This window comes from uncultured Clostridium sp. (assembly GCF_934754915.1).
In the GTDB taxonomy this organism is placed as follows: domain Bacteria; phylum Bacillota; class Clostridia; order Clostridiales; family Clostridiaceae; genus Clostridium.
The window spans coordinates 1-17,454 of sequence record NZ_CAKVKB010000080.1; the positions used below are offsets into that span (position 1 = coordinate 1).

Sequence of the window (17,454 nt, forward strand, 5' to 3'; positions counted from 1 at the left end):
AAAAAAATAGGACACCAAACTGTGCCCTAAATATATGTACTTTATTTCTTTAATTTTGGAATCTTTATTGTCAGTTCTAAAAATTCATCTTCATCTTTATAACCATATTCAGCAGGTATATCAAACTTATCGAATACTTGCTTTATAGTGTTTACATACAACTTTGCTGGTAATACATTTTTTGTATTTCTTCTTTTCTTTTTCAATTCTTCACTAGAAATCTTAAGTAATTCTCTATTTATTAATTCTTCTGTTTTCTTAACATTTAATCCATCTTTTATTACTTTATTTATTACTTTTAATTGTAGTTCTTCATCTGGAAGTGTAAGTAATGATCTAGCATGTCTTTCTGTTAATTTATTTTTTAAGCATATTTCTCTAACTTCAGCACTTAATTTTAATAATCTTAACTTATTAGCAATTGTAGATTGTTTTTTCCCCATTCTTTTTGCTAATTCATCTTGAGTAAAGCTATGATCATGTATTAAATTATAATACGCTTCAGCTTCTTCAATATAATTTAAATCTTCTCTTTGTAAGTTTTCCAGTAAAGCAATTTCTGCTGATTCTGTATCTGTAATATCAACTATATTACATGGAACTTCGTCTAAATTAGCTAATTTAGCAGCTCTAAGTCTTCTTTCTCCTGCAACTAATTCATAAACATCCCCTCTTTTTCTTACTGTAAGAGGTTGAATTATTCCATATTGTTTTATAGATTCAGATAACTCTTGAATTGCCTCTTCATTAAAATACTTACGTGGTTGATATATATTGGGAATTACTTTATGTATATCTATCTGTATTATTTCATTATTCATGTTTTACCCCATCCCTCATTAAATTACTAAAAATTAATTATCTACTAAACTAAATTATTCTACTATATCTACAATTTTCCTCTTTATATCTTAAGTACATCCTGATTAAATATTATTTTATAGGTTTTTTAGTTATTGTTCCTGCTTTTCTTGGGTAAATTTTATCACATGGTTTTATTTTTTTCACAACAACCAAATTATGGCGTAATTCTGTTTCTTCTATATTTACTTCACATATATCAACCAACTGTCCACCAAGGGTTCCAATAGCATTTCTACTATCTGAAATTTCCTGTTCAACAGAAGGACCTTTCAATGCAATAAAATTTCCTCCTACTTTTACATATGGTAAACAGAATTCAGATAATACACTCATATTGGCTACAGCTCTTGATGTAGCAATATCAAACTTTTCTCTTAAATTTTTATTTCTAGCACCATCTTCTGCTCTTGAATGAATTGTTGTTACATTTTCTAATTTTAACTCTCGAATCACAGTATTTAAAAAATTAATTCTTTTATTTAATGAATCTAATAAAGTTATTTTTAAATCACTTCTCATAATAGCTATTGGAATACCTGGAAACCCTGCACCAGTTCCTACGTCTATCATTGTTTCAGCTTTTTTAAATTCATCTCTTTTGAAAGCTTTAATACAGTCTATAAAGTGCTTCTTTACAACTTCTTCATCTTCAGTAATTGCTGTAAGATTTATTTTTTCATTCCATTCCTGAAGCAATTTCATATACTTCATAAACATTTCATACTGTTCATTTGATAATTGTAATCCCACATCTTCCGCTGCTTTAGCCATTAAATCAAAAAATTTCATATTAGTTATAGCCTCCGTCATTCTTTAAGATTGCTTTCCATATTTATGTTCTAAGTAGATTAATAATACTGATATATCTGCTGGCGAAACTCCTGATATTCTTGATGCCTGACCTACACTTATTGGTCTTATATTTGATAATTTTTGAACTGCTTCGTTTCTTAATCCACTCACATCATTATAATCTATATCCTTAGGAAGTAGCTTTTTTTCAAATTTTTTAAATTGCGCTACCTGTTCAAGTTGACTTTGTATATATCCTTCATATTTAGTAAGTACATTTATCTGTTCTCCAATATCTTCTGATAATTGTGGTCTCTCAGGATCTAATTCTGCTAATTGAAAATAATCCAATTCAGGTCTTTGCATTAATTCATAAAAACTAATAGCTTTTCTTAACGGTGTTGAATTTATTGATATTAAAAATTCATTTACTTCCTTTTTGTTTGTAATCTTTAAATTTTTTAATCTTTCTAATTCATCTTCAATATTTTTCTTTCTTATTAGAAATTTATTATATCTTTCTTCTGTAACCAATCCAACTCTGTGACCTATTTCTGTTAACCTTAAATCAGCATTATCCTGTCTTAATAGCAGTCTATATTCTGATCTTGAAGTCATCATTCTATAAGGTTCATTAGTTCCTTTGGTAACTAAATCATCTATAAGTACTCCAATGTAAGCATCAGAACGAGTTAATATTAATGGTTCTTCATTCTTAATTTTAAGTGCAGCATTAATACCTGCTATCAGTCCTTGAGCACCAGCTTCTTCATATCCAGAACTTCCATTAAATTGACCAGCTCCATATAATCCTTCAATATTTTTAAATTCTAATGTTGGTTTAAGTTGAGTTGGATCAACAGAGTCATACTCTATTGCATATGCAGTTCTCATCATTTCAACATTTTCTAATCCTGGAAGTGTTCTCAACATTTTTATTTGTACTTCTTCAGGAAGGGAAGATGAAAATCCTCCAACATACATTTCTAACGTATTAGTTCCTTCTGGTTCAATAAATATCTGATGTTGAGTTTTATCTGGAAATCTCATTACTTTATCTTCAATCGATGGGCAATATCTAGGTCCTACCCCCTTAATACTTCCATTATATATAGGAGATCTTCCTATGTTTTCTCTTATAATATTATGAGTTTCTTCGTTTGTATAAGTTAAGTAACAAGAAATCTGTTCCTTTTGTAAATCTCCGCTCATAAATGAAAACGGAACTATTTTTTCATCACCATTTTGTTCTATCATTTTAGAAAAATCAACTGATTTCCTATTTATTCTTGCTGGAGTTCCTGTTTTAAATCTTCTTAATGATATACCTAAATCTAACAATGATTGAGATAAATCGTTAGCTGGGAATAATCCATTAGGACCACCACTATAAGAAACTTCTCCAATAATTATTTTCCCTTTTAAATATGTACCTGTCGCTAGCACTACTGCCTTACATCTAAAAACAGCTCCATTTTTAGTCACTACTCCAACAACTTTATTATCTTCTACTATAAGCTTTGTAACTTCTATCTGTCTTATTTTTAAATTATCTTGTTCTTCAAGAACTCTTTTCATTCTGAATTGATAATCTTTTTTGTCAGCTTGAGCTCTTAATGAATGAACTGCAGGACCTTTAGATGTATTAAGCATTCTAGATTGAATAAAAGTATGGTCGATATTAACTCCCATTTCTCCGCCTAATGCATCTATTTCTCTTACCAAATGTCCTTTAGCTGTACCTCCTATATTAGGATTACAAGGCATCAATGCTATTGAATCCAAATTTATTGTACAAATTAAAGTATTTAATCCCATTCTAGCTGAAGCCAGAGCAGCCTCACAACCTGCATGCCCTGCACCAACAACAATTACGTCAAATTGTCCAGCTTCATAATTCACTGCCATATTTTTCTTTACCTACTTTCCACAACAAAATTCACTAAATATCTTATTTAATAAGTCTTCTTCCAATTCGTCACCAGTTATTTCTCCTAAAGCTTTCATTGCCGATGTTATATATATTGATATTAAGTCCAAATATTCATTTAAATTTATCTTTTCTAATGCTATATTGCAATTTTCTAAAGATCTATACAACGCCTGTTTATGTCTTGTATTTGAAATTATCAAACTTTCAGAATTTATTTCTCCATTAAAGAAGAGATTCTTTATTTCTTCTTTTAAATTTTCAATTCCAAATCCAGTTTTTGCAGATATCTCTATAGTTCTATCTAATCCTGAAATTACTTCTTTTGATAATTTACACTCCAAATCTACTTTATTTAAAAGAGCTATATATTTTCTATCCTTAATAAAATCAATTATAACTTTATCTTCTTCATCTAACTCTCTAGATGTATCAAGCATTAAAATAACTAAATCTGCTTCTTCTATTTTTTCTTTTGATCTTTCAACACCTATTTTCTCTACAGTATCTTCTGTATCTCTTATTCCAGCTGTATCTGTAATTCTTATAGGAATTCCATCTAAATTAATATATTCTTCAATTATATCTCTTGTAGTACCAGGTATATCAGTTACTATTGCTCTTTTTTCTCTAAGAAGTGAATTAAGTAATGATGATTTACCTACATTAGGCTTACCTACAATAACAATATTAAGACCATCCCTTATTATTTTTCCTTCATCTGCATTTTTCAATAATAAATTAATTCTTAAAAGAGTTTTTGTTATACCATCTTTAATTTGATCTATTAAATTATCATCTACAATATCTTCATCATCTTCTGTAAAATCTACTGCATATTCTATTAATGCCAATACTTCTAGTAGATATTTTCTTAGTTCTCCAATTTCTTTGGAAAGTGCTCCCTTACTCTGCATCATGGCTGATTTCATAGATAATTCAGTTTTGGCTGTAATTATATCCATTGTAGCTTCTGCTTGACTCAAATCTATTCTTCCATTTAGAAATGCTCTCTTGGTAAATTCTCCGGGTTCTGCAATTCTTGCTCCAGCTTTAACTATCTGATTTAAAACTCTGTTAGTAGCTACAACTCCACCGTGACAGTTAACTTCTATTACATTTTCACCAGTATAACTTCTAGGGCCCTTCATATAACTTAAAATAACATCATCAATTATTTCTTTAGTATCTATATCAACTATTTCTCCATACCTCATAGTATATGTTTGCATCTCTTTTATGGGGTTCTTGTTCTTTCCAACAAAGATTTTATCTGCAATCTCAAGGGCTTTTTCTCCTGAAATTCTTATTATAGCAATACCACCTTCTCCAATTGGAGTTGCTATAGCACAAATAGTATCAAATTCTCTCATCTAGTTTCCTCCTTAAAAAGAAGCTTTATTATTAGTATATCCATTTTGAACTAATATCAATTTTACATAACAATATTTAATTAGTCAAAAATATATTAAATGAATTTAAACATTATTATTACAATAAAATTTATTTCATTATTTAAATCTTTCTTAATTATATATAAAATATTTATTATAATTAATGTATATACTTTTCATTTGTATTAGGGAATAATAATAAAATTCTTATATTTTAAATAAATTTAAAGAGAAAGCCTAATATAGGCTTTCTCTTTAAACTTATTTTTTCAATTCTATTATAACTCTTCTGAAAGGTTCTTCCCCTTCACTATACGTGTTTACATCAGAATTATCTTGAAGAGCTGAATGAATAATTCTTCTCTCATAAGGATTCATAGGCTCAAGCTTAAATGATTTCCTTGTCTTTTTTACCCTTGTTGCAGCCTTTAATGCAACACCCTTAAGAGTTTCTTCTCTTTTGCTTCTATAGTTTTCAGTATCTAATATAACTTTTTTATGTGGAAATTCATGATTCTTATTAACTACTAATGAAACTAAATACTGAATAGAATCTAATGTCTCACCTCTATATCCAATTATAAGGCCCATCTTTTTGCCAACTAAATTGATTCTCAATACATTATCTTCTTCAGTTATGTTTATGTCAGCATTCAATTCCATACTTTTTAATATGTTATCTATAAACTTCCTAGCTTCTTCAATATAATCATACTTACTTGTAACTCTAATCTTAGCGCGTTTAACTCCTATAACATTGAATAATCCTTTTGATCCATGGTCTAATACTTCAACATTTACGTTATCTCTTGTTAAAGCTAACTCTTTCAAGGCTCTTTCCAATGCTTCTTCAACAGTTTTTCCTTCTATTTCTATTGATTTCATGTGTTAACTCACCACCTCTAATTGAAAAGCAAAATTAAATAAAATTTATATTATTTTTTCTTTTTTTTCTTCTTTTTACTTGCAGAATTTTTAGGTTCTTCTACTTCCATAACAAATTTTTTAACTTCTTCTTTTTCTTTAGATTTTAATTCTTTTTGAGCAATTTCCTTCATAGCAGGTCTGTAATTTAGAAAATATGTTTGAACTGTTTGAATTAAGTTTCCCATAATCCAATATAAAACTAATATTGCTTTAAACTTTAATGACATGAATCCCATCATACCAGCCATCATTAAGTTCATACTTCCCATACTCATTCCGCCAGGTTGCTGAGGTGTAGCTTTTGTCATTAAATATGAAGGTAAATATGTAGACAAAGCTGCTATTATTGCTAATATATAATATGGATCTGGTGAAAATAAATCTTTAATCCATAAAAATGAAGCAACTTGACCATCTGGTAAATTAATCCCCATAAATACCCAATATAAAGCCATTAATATTGGTAATGGTAATAATGAAGGAAGACATCCCCCAACCATGCTTACATTATTCTCTTTATATAACTTCATTACTTCTTCGTTCATTTTTTGAGGATCATTTTTATATTTTTCTTGAAGTTTCTTCACCTCTGGCTGTATTTTCTGCATTCCTCTAGTTGAATTTGCAGCCTTAATGTTAAATGGTAGTATTAATAATCTTACTACTACTGTAAAAATAAGTATTGCTAAAACATATGACAGCCCAACATCTGTTACGCCTAACCCAACGATTACACTATGAAAGTAATCAAATATGTTTCTCATAAAATCGACTATAGCTTGAAACATAAAAAAACGTGCCTCCTATTCATTTATTTTACTGGATCATATCCACCTTTAGAAAAAGGATTACATCGTAAAATTCTGTAAATAGACATAATGCTACCTTTAAATGCTCCATATTTATTTATTGCATCTAAAGCATATTGAGAGCATGTTGGTCTATATTTACAGCACGAAGGTCTCCCTGGTGATATAAATTTTCTATAAAAATTAATTAGACCTATTAGTAGTTTCTTCATTATTATATAAGCCTGCCTTTTTAATTAAATTCAGCATAGATTTTTCTACATCAAAATAGCTCTTACCTACAATTGGATTTCTAGCTATAAAAATAAAATCATATCCTTTTAATATATAATTATAATTTAATCTAAAACTTTCACTTATTAATCTCTTTGATCTACTTCTAATAACACTGTTCCCAACTTTTTTGCTTACGGAAACACCTAATTTATTATAAGGATTATTTTCACTATCCTTGTTTTTCTTATTTTTTAGCATATACATAACTAGAAGTTCATTAGCAAAAGATTTGCCTCTTCTATATACAATTTTAAATTCAAAATTCTTTTTCAATCTATAAATCATAGATATTAAAACTCCTTTTTTCCGCTATTTGCAGAAAAAAGGCCACTAAATGCGGCCCTTATGCTGTTAATTTTTTTCTTCCTTTTTGTCTTCTGCTCTTAAGAATGTTTCTTCCTGATGCAGTACTCATTCTCTTTCTGAAGCCATGTTCTTTTTTTCTTTGTCTCTTTTTAGGTTGATATGTCATGAACATTACACATGCACCCCCTTAAATATATTATTTATAGCAAAAACTATACTTCATGATTTTAAATTTTACTTTTCTATTATATATACAACATAAACTTCTGTCAAGGTCTGTAAAGTGTCCATCATCTGTTGATAAAATTATCAACAGATGATTTTTTTGTGGATAACTTATTGAATAACCTTATTTACTTATGATATCATATGTGTATATTGTGAATAACTTTTTTTAAATAGAGTTTATCCACAGTTGTGGATAAAGTTGTGAATAACTTGTTTATTCTTTTATACTTAATTATGCTATAAACGTGATAAATACTATGTTTATCACTGTTTATAATTTAATTTTTTATACTGTTATTAACTTTTTTCAGAATAACTTTATACACATAATTATTAACATGTTGATATATTTATATACATATTGGTCTATAATTTAAAACTGTTGATATATTTGTTGATAAACTGTACATAATATTATTAAAAATTTTTTATTTATATATATGGAGGAATATAAATGGATGCCGATCTAAAAAAAATATGGGCTAAAACTTTAGAAACTATCAAAAGCGAATTAAGTGAGGTAAGCTTTAATACATGGATAAAAAGTTGTGAGCCAATTTCTATATCTTCTGACACCATAACAATAAGCGTTCCTAATTCCTTTACTCAAGATATATTAGATAAAAGGTATAAAGACTTAGTTGCAAATTCAATAGAAGTAGTTTGTTCAAAATTATATAAAATCGAATTTGTAATAGCTTCTGAAGCTTATGAAAAAGAAGAATTAAAAAATGATGCTTCTAATAATTCATCATCAAAATCCATCGTTGTTAATGATGAAATGTCATCAACATTAAATCCAAAATATACTTTTAATTCATTTGTAATAGGTAACAGTAATCGATTTGCTCACGCAGCATCCTTAGCTGTTGCAGAATCTCCAGCAAAAGCCTATAATCCATTATTTATATATGGTGGTGTTGGACTTGGAAAAACTCATTTGATGCATGCAATAGGACACTATATTTTAGATAATAATCCTAGTGCTAGAGTCGTTTATGTCTCATCTGAAAAATTTACAAATGAACTTATAAATGCAATTAAAGATGATAAAAATGAAGAATTTAGAAATAAATATAGAAACGTTGATGTACTTTTAATTGATGACATTCAATTTATTGCTGGCAAAGAACGTACACAAGAAGAATTCTTTCATACTTTCAACGCTCTTCATGATGCCAATAAACAAATTATACTTTCATCTGATAGACCACCAAAAGAAATTCCAACATTAGAAGATAGATTAAGATCTAGATTTGAATGGGGGCTTATTGCTGATATTCAAGTTCCAGATTTTGAAACAAGAATGGCAATTCTTAAGAAAAAAGCTGATGTTGAAAATTTGAATGTGGCAAATGAAGTAATGGGATACATAGCTACAAAAATAAAATCAAATATAAGAGAACTTGAAGGTGCTCTTATAAGAATAATTGCATACTCTTCATTGACAAACCGAGAAGTTACTGTTGATCTAGCTAGTGAAGCATTAAAAGATATTATATCTAAGAAACAAGGAAAACACATCACTATTGATCTTATTCAAGATGTAGTATCGAGTTATTTTAATCTACGCGTAGAAGATTTAAAATCTCAAAGACGAACTAGAAATGTTGCCCATCCTAGACAGATTGCAATGTATTTAAGCAGAAAGCTTACTGATATGTCTCTACCTAAAATAGGAGAAGAATTTGGAGGCAGGGACCACACTACTGTTATACATGCCTATGAAAAGATTTCAGAAAATTTAAAAACTGATGATTCATTGCAACATACAATTAATGATATAACAAAAAAATTAACTCAAAATTAATCCACAGGTTGTGTGTAATAATAGTCTAATAACTTGTGGATAATAATTTTTCAACAAAACCATTGTGGAAACTGTGGATAACTAAGCAACTTTCTCACAACTTTATCCACATTTTTTTCCCATGCACTTTTGTTGATATATCTAAGGTATACATAGTTATCAACAGAATCCACAGCACCTACTACTATTATTACTAATAATTTATATATATCTATCTCTATTCTTACGCAAAATACATGTGTATAAATAAGGAGGAACTTAAATGATTTTTACATGTGAAAAACAGAAAATACTAGAAGGAATATCAATAGTTCAAAAAGCTATTACTGGTAAATCAACTAATCCTATATTAGAAGGAATATACATAAAAACTAATGAACTTAATTCATCCATAACATTAATAGGATCTGATATGGATGTAAGCATCCAAACTACTGTTGATGCAAATATAACTGAATCGGGAAGTATTGTTATTGATGCTAAAATATTTGGAGAAATTATACGAAAACTTCCAAATGCAACTATAAAAATAGAAACTATTGAAAATCAGATAATAAGAATTACTTGTGAAAAGTCTGTATTTGATGTAGTTTATATGAATGCAAATGAATTTCCTGAATTACCTGAAATAAATGAAGAGCTTAAAATTTCAGTTAATCAAAATATATTAAAAAATATGATTAAAGGAACTTCATTTGCAATAGCTCAAGATGAAACTAGGCCTATACTTCAAGGAATTTTATTTGAAGTTAAAAATAAAAATTTAAATTTAGTAGCATTAGATGGATACAGATTAGCTATAAAAAGTGAGTTTTTAGATAGTGATATTGAAATAGAAGTTGTAATTCCAGGAAAAACTTTAAATGAAGTTTCAAAAATACTTGAAGATATAGATGATATTGTTGATATTACTTTTACAAATAATCATATTCTATTCAATTTAGAGAAAACTAAAATAATATCAAGATTATTAGAAGGTAAATTTATTAACTACAATTCTCTTTTACCTCAAGAACATAAATTATCTCTTATTGTTAATAGGCAAGAACTTCAAAATGCCATTGAAAGAGCTTCACTTATGGCCAAAGATGGTAATACTAATTTAATAAAACTTGACATTCAACAGGATAACCTAATAATATCATCTAATTCTCAATTGGGAAAAGTAAGAGAAGAGATCTCGATGAAATTGCAAGGAGATGAAATTCAAATTGCATTTAACTCAAGATATTTATTAGATGTATTAAAAAATATGGAAGAAGATGAAGTTGTTATGAAGATGACTTCAAGCATTAGTCCGTGTGTTATAGAAGAAGTAAATAATGAAAATGCGAAGTATTTAGTACTTCCAGTTAGATTGATGAGATAAGGAGGATAAATATTTTAGTTAATATTTATGCATAAAAATGAATAAAATAAAAATAGAAACAGAAATTATAAAATTAGATGCTTTTATGAAATATGCTGCAATTGTAAGTTCAGGATCAGAAGCAAAGTTTTATATACAAGATGGAATGGTGAAAGTAAACAATGAAATATGTATGCAGCGTGGTAAAAAATTAAAATCTGGTGATGTTGTTAATTTTGAAGGAGAGGATTACGAAGTTACAAACCAGTAATAAAGGTTTTTAGTTTTAGATTGTTGAATTAAGACATATTTTTTGTTAAGTTAATTATTCTGATAAAAATTAATTCAACAATCTGAAAAATTTAAATAAACCTTTATTTTATTTATTATGATATAATTATTATAGGTGTATTTTTTATGTATATTAAAAATATAATGTTAGCTAACTATAGAAACTATGAGAGTTTAGCACTTGAATTAAGTGAAAATGTGAATGTTTTTATTGGTGATAATGCTCAAGGAAAAACCAATATACTTGAAGCAATATATTATTGTGCATTCGCAAAATCTCATAGAACATCTAAAGATAGAGAATTAATAAATTGGAAAAATGATAAAGCATATATCAGTCTTTTAGTAGGAAAAGACAGACTTGATAAAAAAATCGACATAAACATTCTGAGAGATGGTAAAAAGGCTATTAAAGTTAATTCTATAAAAGTGGCCAAAATAGGTGAATTGTTTGGAACATTTAATGTGGTGATGTTTTCTCCTGAAGATTTAAAGGTAATTAAAGAAGCCCCTAATCTTAGAAGAAAATTATTGGATATGGAATTATCGCAAATAAATAAAAAATATTATTTTAATTTGGTTCAATACAATAAAATATTAAATGAACGAAACATTCTTCTAAAAAGCAAGAATTTTAATGAGGATGTTTTGGAAGTGTATGATATTCAATTAGTTGAATATGCTGATTATATTATTTCAAAACGGTTAGAATATATAAATAAAATAAACTTTTATGGTAAAAAAATACACAAGGAAATAACAGCTGGTAAAGAAGATATTAAATTTAAATATAGCTGTAATGTCGATTTAAATAATTATAAAAACAATTATTTAAAAAGATTACAAGATAACATTAATCGTGACAGAGAAAAGGGACTCACATCAGTTGGTCCACATAGAGATGATTTTAATGTTTTTCTTAATGATATAGATGCCAAGACATTTGGCTCTCAAGGTCAACAGAGAACAGCTATTTTAACAATGAAGTTTTCATCACTTAAAATAATCAAAGAAATTACAGGAGAGTATCCTGTTTTATTATTAGATGATGTTCTTTCAGAACTTGATGTTAACAGAAAAAAGTATATATTGAGTACAATTCATGGGATACAGACAATAATAACATGTACTGGTATTGAAGTTTTAAATGAGTATTTAGATAATAATGCCAGAATATTCAATGTATCAAGTGGAAGAATTTTAAGTTAAAGGAGGAATATTTCGTGTTTCTGCATTTAGGTGAAAATGTTGTAGTTCCTATTAAAGATATAATTGGAATATTTGATTTACAAAATACAATGTATAGTTCTGATACAATACAATTCTTAAGATTAGCAGAAGAAGATGGATTTGTAGAAAGAATTACAGATGAAAGACCTAAATCTTTTATCATTGCAGAGGTTGATAATATGAGTAAGATATATCTTTCACCAATATCATCAACTACACTTACCAAGAGAACTGACATGGACTACAATTATTAATTTAAAGATTTATCAGTTAATTTTATAAGTTTAGGAGGAGTCTGATTTGGAACAAAATAATAAAAAATATGATGAAAATCAGATACAGGTGCTTGAAGGATTAGAAGCAGTAAGAAAAAGACCTGGAATGTATATTGGAAGTACAAGTTCAAGAGGTCTACATCATCTAGTTTATGAAATAGTAGATAACAGTATTGATGAAGCATTAGCTGGTTATTGTAAAAAGATAGAGGTAAGTATAAATAAAGATAACTCTATTACAGTTACAGATGATGGTAGAGGTATGCCTGTAGGAATGCATCCTAAAATGGGTAAATCTACTGTTGAAGTTATCATGACTATATTACATGCTGGTGGTAAATTCGGCGGTGGGGGATACAAAGTTTCAGGTGGATTACATGGTGTTGGTGCCTCTGTAGTTAATGCCTTATCAGAAGAATGTACAGTTACCGTTAAAAGAGAAGGTGCTATATGGCAGCAAAAGTATAGTAAGGGAAAAGTATTAACACCTGTTGAAAAGATTGGTGAAAGCAGTGAAGGCGATACTGGAACAAGAGTTTATTTTAAACCAGATGCTGAAATTTTCGATGAAACAGTATATGATTTTGAAGTTTTATCACAAAGATTAAGAGAACTAGCATTCTTAAACAAGGGAATATACATAAAATTAATAGATTTTAGAGAAGAAAGTGAAAGAGAAGAAGTTTTTCATTATGAAGGTGGTATAAAATCATTTGTTTCATACTTAAACAGAAACAAAGTTCCACTTCATGAAAGTCCAATATACATTGAGGGAATTAAGGATGATGTATCTGTTGAAGTTGCTCTTCAATACAATGATGGATATACAGAAAACATATTTTCATTCGCTAATAACATAGATACTGTTGAAGGTGGTACTCATTTAGTTGGATTTAAAACAGCTTTAACAAGAGCATTTAATGACTATGCCAAAAAGTTTGGACATATTAAGGAAAATGATAAGAATTTTACAGGCGAAGATATAAGAGAAGGTCTTACAGCTGTAGTATCTGTAAAAATTGAAGATCCTCAATTCGAAGGTCAGACTAAAACTAAGCTAGGAAATAGTGAAGTAAGAGGAATTGTTGATTCAATAGTAGGAGAAAGCATTTCAACTTTCTTAGAAGAAAATCCAGCAGTAGGTAAAATGATTGTTGATAAAGCGCTTATGGCTGCAAGAGCAAGGGATGCTGCTAGAAAAGCAAGAGAGTTAACAAGAAAATCAGTGTTGGAAAGATCAACTTTGCCAGGAAAATTAGCTGATTGTTCATCTAAAGATCCTAAAGAATGTGAAATTTATATAGTCGAAGGGGATTCCGCTGGTGGTTCAGCTAAACAAGGAAGAAACAGAAAATTCCAAGCAATACTTCCATTAAGGGGTAAAATACTTAATGTTGAAAAACAAAGGCTGGATAGAATATTAAATGCAGATACAATAAGATCTATGGTTACTGCATTTGGTGCAGGTATAGGAAATGATTTTGATATTGAAAAAATAAGATATGACAGAATTATAATCATGACTGATGCTGATGTTGATGGAGCTCATATTAGAACTTTATTATTAACATTCTTTTATAGATATATGAGACCATTAATAGATGAAGGTCATGTTTATATAGCACAACCACCGCTATATAGAGTTGCTAAAAATAAAAAAGAACATTATGCATATAGTGATGCGGAACTTGAACAGGTATTAATAAATATGGGTGGTAAAGATAGTTCTGTTGATATACAAAGATACAAAGGTCTTGGAGAAATGAATGCTTCTCAGCTATGGGATACTACAATGGATCCAGAGCAAAGAATATTATTAAAAGTTAATATTGAAGATGCTATGCAGGCTGATGAAATATTTACAATATTAATGGGTGAAAAAGTTGAGCCAAGAAAAGAATTTATACAACAAAATGCTAAAAATGTTGTCAATTTAGACATTTAGTACTGATATGAGGTGAAGTACATGGATTTATTTAATGAGGGAAAAGTTATACCCGTAGACATTAATCATGAGATGAAAAAGTGTTACATTGACTATGCTATGAGTGTTATAGTTGGGCGTGCATTACCAGATGTAAGAGATGGATTAAAACCAGTACACAGAAGAATACTTTATTCATTACAGGGATTAGGATTAACTCCTGAAAAAGGATACAGAAAATGTGCCAGAATAGTTGGGGAAGTTTTAGGTAAATACCATCCACATGGAGATAGTTCTGTTTATGATGCATTAGTACGTATGGCACAAGATTTTTCTATGAGATACATGCTTGTTGATGGTCATGGAAATTTTGGTTCTGTTGATGGTGATAGTGCAGCCGCAATGAGATACACAGAAGCAAAGATGAATAAAATAGCAGTTGAAATGTTAAGAGATATTAATAAGAATACAGTTGATTTTATGCCTAACTTTGACGGTGAAGAACAAGAACCTGTAGTATTGCCTTCAAGATTTCCAAATCTTTTAGTTAATGGATCATCAGGAATAGCTGTTGGAATGGCAACTAATATTCCACCACATAATTTAGGAGAAATAATTGATGGAACTATAATGCTTATTGATAATCCTGAAGCTACAGTTTTAGATCTTATGACTAAGATTCAAGGACCTGATTTCCCAACAGGAGCAACAGTAATGGGGAAAGCTGGTATAAGAGCAGCTTATGAAACTGGAAGAGGTAAAATTGTAGTAAGAGCTGATGCTGAAATTGAAGAGGAAAATGGAAGACATAGAATTGTAGTTACAGAAATACCTTATCAAGTTAATAAAGCTAAACTTATAGAAAGCATTGCTGATTTGGTTAAGGATAAGAAGATTACTGGAATATCAGACTTAAGAGATGAATCTGATAGAGAAGGTATGAGAATAGTAATTGAATTAAAAAGAGATGCTAATCCTAATGTAGTTTTAAATTTATTATATAAACATACAAAATTACAAGATTCATTTGGTGTGATAATGCTAGCATTAGTAAACAATGAACCAAGAGTATTGAATCTAAAAGAAATATTATCAAACTACATAGATTACCAAAAAGAAGTAATTACAAGAAGAACTATATTTGAATTAAATAAGGCAGAAGCAAGAGCACACATTTTGGAAGGTTTAAGAATAGCACTTGATCACATCGATGAAGTAATAAGCATTATAAGACATTCTGAAACTGCAGAGATTGCTAAGAATACTTTAATGGAAAAGTTCACTCTTTCTGACAAACAAGCTACGGCTATATTAGAAATGAGATTAAGAAGACTTACAGGATTAGAAAGAGAAAAGATTGAAGAAGAATATGCTGAATTAATGAAACAAATTGAGTATTTAAAGTCTATTTTAGCTAGTGAAGAAAAACTTCTTGGAGTTATTAAAGATGAATTGACTGAAATAAAGGCTAAATATTCTGATGAAAGAAGAACTAAGATAGAAAAAGTAATGAATGAAATTGATATTGAAGACCTTATTCAGGAAGAAGATGTTGTAATAACATTAACTAAAGGTGGTTATATCAAGAGAATTTCTGCTGATACTTATTCAGCTCAGAGAAGAGGGGGAAAAGGAATTCAGGCAATGACAACAAAAGAAGATGATTTTGTTGAACATGTAATGATTACTTCAACTCATTCAGATGTATTGTTCTTTACTAATAAGGGAAGAGTGTATAAGTTAAGAGCATATGAAATTCCTGATGCGGGAAGGCAAGCAAAGGGAACTAATATAATTAATCTTATAGCTATAGAGCCAGATGAAAAAATTCAAACTGTATTAACAGTAAGTGATGGCAAAAAAGAAGGATACCTATTTATGGGAACTAAAAATGGTATTGTTAAGAAAACACACATAAGTGAATTCAAGAATTTAAGAAAGAATGGATTAATCGCATTAAGCTTAAAAGAAGGCGATGAATTATTAAAAGTTAAGAATACTTATGGTGATGCTAATATTATGATAGTTACTCAAAATGGTTATGCATTAAGATTTAATGAAAAAGATGTAAGACCAATGGGTAGAACAGCAGCTGGTGTTAAGGCTATAAATTTAAAAGATGATGATGTTGCTGTTTGTATGGATATAGCAGTAGATGGTGAAGAATTATTAGTTATAAGTGAAAATGGATTTGGTAAGAGAACTCCAGTATCAGAATACAAAGTACAAAACAGAGGCGGAGTAGGTTTAATTACTTATAAAATAAGTGAAAAAACAGGTAAACTTGCAGGAGCTACTATTTGTAAAGTTGATGATGAGCTTATGCTTATTAATTCTAGCGGTGTAGCAATAAGAATAAACGTCTCAGATATATCAGTTACAAGCAGATCTGCTATGGGAGTAACATTAATGAGAACAACTGAAGATGAAAAAGTTGTTGCTATAGCCAAAATATTAAGTAGCGATGATTCTGAAAAACAGGAAATTAATGATAAATTAGAAATAGATAAATTGGATGTAGATGCAGAAAATAATTTAAATGATGATAATGAATAATTAAATTTAATCAAAGATTAAAAATAGAAAGGACACTAGTTATAAGACTGGTGTCCTTTTTTGCATAGCAAGTATAGAATTACATAATATTGAGTTTAACTTGTTACAAATTGTTATGAAATTAAATTAAAATGTATAAATTAAATTTCAGTAATATGAGAATAATGTGAAATATAATGAGCCAGGTGTATCGTTATATTTAAAATAGAGTAAATAAAAGAAATATGGAGGAAAAAGAAAATAAAATAAAAAAATAAATATATTCGAGTAATAATAAGTTATAGTACTATGTTAAGATAAAACACGTCGCAGGGAGCGACAAGAAACAATAAAACGAAATCAAATAAAGATTTCAAAAAAATTGTTGACAGACATTAAAACAAATGATATACTAAATAAGTCGCTTGAGGGTGACAAAAAAGTAACAACGTAAAGTTGTGAAAGAAAATGGTCTTTGAAAATTGAACAGAATAATATAAATAATTAAGTAAACC

The 17,454-nt window shown here is 28.7% G+C and carries 16 protein-coding genes; 7 read left to right on the plus strand and 9 right to left on the minus strand.

From position 1 onward, the window contains the following. Positions 1–41 precede the first annotated feature (41 nt). The 9 genes from noc to rpmH all read right to left on the minus strand — a co-directional run bounded on the left by noc (position 42) and on the right by rpmH (position 7,470). A complete protein-coding gene (gene noc / locus Q0F58_RS12240) occupies positions 42–821 on the minus strand; it encodes a nucleoid occlusion protein (protein ID WP_294376935.1) in 780 nt (259 codons plus the stop codon). 112 nt (positions 822–933) lie between these two features. After that, positions 934–1,653: a 16S rRNA (guanine(527)-N(7))-methyltransferase RsmG gene (gene rsmG, locus Q0F58_RS12245; RefSeq protein WP_294376939.1), complete on the minus strand. Its 720-nt coding sequence runs from the start codon at positions 1,651–1,653 to the stop codon at positions 934–936. A gap of 24 nt (positions 1,654–1,677) precedes the next feature. Further along, a complete protein-coding gene (gene mnmG / locus Q0F58_RS12250; RefSeq protein ID WP_294376980.1) occupies positions 1,678–3,558 on the minus strand; it encodes a tRNA uridine-5-carboxymethylaminomethyl(34) synthesis enzyme MnmG in 1,881 nt (626 codons plus the stop codon). 18 nt (positions 3,559–3,576) lie between these two features. Further along, positions 3,577–4,959 carry a tRNA uridine-5-carboxymethylaminomethyl(34) synthesis GTPase MnmE gene (mnmE, locus tag Q0F58_RS12255; RefSeq protein WP_294376944.1) on the minus strand — a complete coding sequence of 461 codons (1,383 nt, stop codon included), beginning with the start codon at positions 4,957–4,959 and terminating at the stop codon, positions 3,577–3,579. A gap of 282 nt (positions 4,960–5,241) precedes the next feature. Further along, the gene (jag, locus tag Q0F58_RS12260) at positions 5,242–5,865 is read right to left on the minus strand and encodes an RNA-binding cell elongation regulator Jag/EloR (protein WP_294376946.1); all 624 of its coding nucleotides are present in this window, start codon (positions 5,863–5,865) and stop codon (positions 5,242–5,244) included. A gap of 50 nt (positions 5,866–5,915) precedes the next feature. Continuing rightward, on the minus strand, positions 5,916–6,695 hold the full coding sequence (gene yidC / locus Q0F58_RS12265) for a membrane protein insertase YidC (RefSeq protein WP_294376951.1): 780 nt from the start codon (positions 6,693–6,695) through the stop codon (positions 5,916–5,918). Between the two features lie 23 nt (positions 6,696–6,718). Further along, the gene (gene yidD, locus Q0F58_RS12270; RefSeq protein WP_294376955.1) at positions 6,719–6,928 is read right to left on the minus strand and encodes a membrane protein insertion efficiency factor YidD; all 210 of its coding nucleotides are present in this window, start codon (positions 6,926–6,928) and stop codon (positions 6,719–6,721) included. After that, positions 6,900–7,277, minus strand: coding sequence for a ribonuclease P protein component (rnpA, locus tag Q0F58_RS12275; protein WP_294376958.1), 378 nt, complete (start codon positions 7,275–7,277; stop codon positions 6,900–6,902). The genes yidD and rnpA overlap by 29 nt, the downstream gene beginning before the upstream one ends. 58 nt (positions 7,278–7,335) lie before the next feature. Next, the gene (gene rpmH, locus Q0F58_RS12280) at positions 7,336–7,470 is read right to left on the minus strand and encodes a 50S ribosomal protein L34 (RefSeq protein WP_293982774.1); all 135 of its coding nucleotides are present in this window, start codon (positions 7,468–7,470) and stop codon (positions 7,336–7,338) included. A gap of 510 nt (positions 7,471–7,980) precedes the next feature. On the opposite strand from rpmH, the gene dnaA reads away from it, so the two are divergent. From dnaA to gyrA, 7 genes are all read left to right on the plus strand, one after another. Further along, entirely contained in the window at positions 7,981–9,336 is a 1,356-nt protein-coding gene (gene dnaA, locus Q0F58_RS12285) for a chromosomal replication initiator protein DnaA (RefSeq protein ID WP_294376962.1), read from the plus strand. A 262-nt stretch (positions 9,337–9,598) separates the two neighbouring features. Next, positions 9,599–10,705 (plus strand): DNA polymerase III subunit beta, encoded by a 1,107-nt coding sequence (gene dnaN, locus Q0F58_RS12290; RefSeq protein ID WP_294376965.1) that lies wholly within the window; start codon positions 9,599–9,601, stop codon positions 10,703–10,705. Between the two features lie 37 nt (positions 10,706–10,742). Then, on the plus strand, positions 10,743–10,955 hold the full coding sequence (locus tag Q0F58_RS12295) for an RNA-binding S4 domain-containing protein (protein ID WP_294376968.1): 213 nt from the start codon (positions 10,743–10,745) through the stop codon (positions 10,953–10,955). A 146-nt stretch (positions 10,956–11,101) separates the two neighbouring features. Beyond that, positions 11,102–12,184 carry a DNA replication/repair protein RecF gene (gene recF / locus Q0F58_RS12300; protein ID WP_294376971.1) on the plus strand — a complete coding sequence of 361 codons (1,083 nt, stop codon included), beginning with the start codon at positions 11,102–11,104 and terminating at the stop codon, positions 12,182–12,184. Between the two features lie 14 nt (positions 12,185–12,198). Next, complete coding sequence (gene remB / locus Q0F58_RS12305) at positions 12,199–12,459, plus strand: extracellular matrix regulator RemB (protein WP_293982784.1); 261 nt, start codon at positions 12,199–12,201, stop codon at positions 12,457–12,459. A 46-nt stretch (positions 12,460–12,505) separates the two neighbouring features. Next, on the plus strand, positions 12,506–14,425 hold the full coding sequence (gene gyrB / locus Q0F58_RS12310; protein WP_294376974.1) for a DNA topoisomerase (ATP-hydrolyzing) subunit B: 1,920 nt from the start codon (positions 12,506–12,508) through the stop codon (positions 14,423–14,425). Between the two features lie 21 nt (positions 14,426–14,446). Then, a complete protein-coding gene (gene gyrA / locus Q0F58_RS12315; protein ID WP_294376977.1) occupies positions 14,447–16,960 on the plus strand; it encodes a DNA gyrase subunit A in 2,514 nt (837 codons plus the stop codon). The last annotated feature ends 494 nt before the right edge of the window (positions 16,961–17,454 follow it).

Bases quoted from the DNA above. Each gene is read 5' to 3' on its own strand.
- noc (WP_294376935.1), bottom strand. From the start codon at position 821: ATGAATAATGAAATAATACAGATAGATATACATAAAGTAATTCCCAAT.
- rsmG (WP_294376939.1), bottom strand. From the start codon at position 1,653: ATGAAATTTTTTGATTTAATGGCTAAAGCAGCGGAAGATGTGGGATTA.
- mnmE (WP_294376944.1), bottom strand. From the start codon at position 4,959: ATGAGAGAATTTGATACTATTTGTGCTATAGCAACTCCAATTGGAGAA.
- jag (WP_294376946.1), bottom strand. From the start codon at position 5,865: ATGAAATCAATAGAAATAGAAGGAAAAACTGTTGAAGAAGCATTGGAA.
- yidC (WP_294376951.1), bottom strand. From the start codon at position 6,695: ATGTTTCAAGCTATAGTCGATTTTATGAGAAACATATTTGATTACTTT.
- yidD (WP_294376955.1), bottom strand. From the start codon at position 6,928: ATGAAGAAACTACTAATAGGTCTAATTAATTTTTATAGAAAATTTATA.
- rnpA (WP_294376958.1), bottom strand. From the start codon at position 7,277: ATGATTTATAGATTGAAAAAGAATTTTGAATTTAAAATTGTATATAGA.
- rpmH (WP_293982774.1), bottom strand. From the start codon at position 7,470: ATGTTCATGACATATCAACCTAAAAAGAGACAAAGAAAAAAAGAACAT.
- dnaA (WP_294376962.1), top strand. From the start codon at position 7,981: ATGGATGCCGATCTAAAAAAAATATGGGCTAAAACTTTAGAAACTATC.
- dnaN (WP_294376965.1), top strand. From the start codon at position 9,599: ATGATTTTTACATGTGAAAAACAGAAAATACTAGAAGGAATATCAATA.
- Q0F58_RS12295 (WP_294376968.1), top strand. From the start codon at position 10,743: ATGAATAAAATAAAAATAGAAACAGAAATTATAAAATTAGATGCTTTT.
- recF (WP_294376971.1), top strand. From the start codon at position 11,102: ATGTATATTAAAAATATAATGTTAGCTAACTATAGAAACTATGAGAGT.
- gyrA (WP_294376977.1), top strand. From the start codon at position 14,447: ATGGATTTATTTAATGAGGGAAAAGTTATACCCGTAGACATTAATCAT.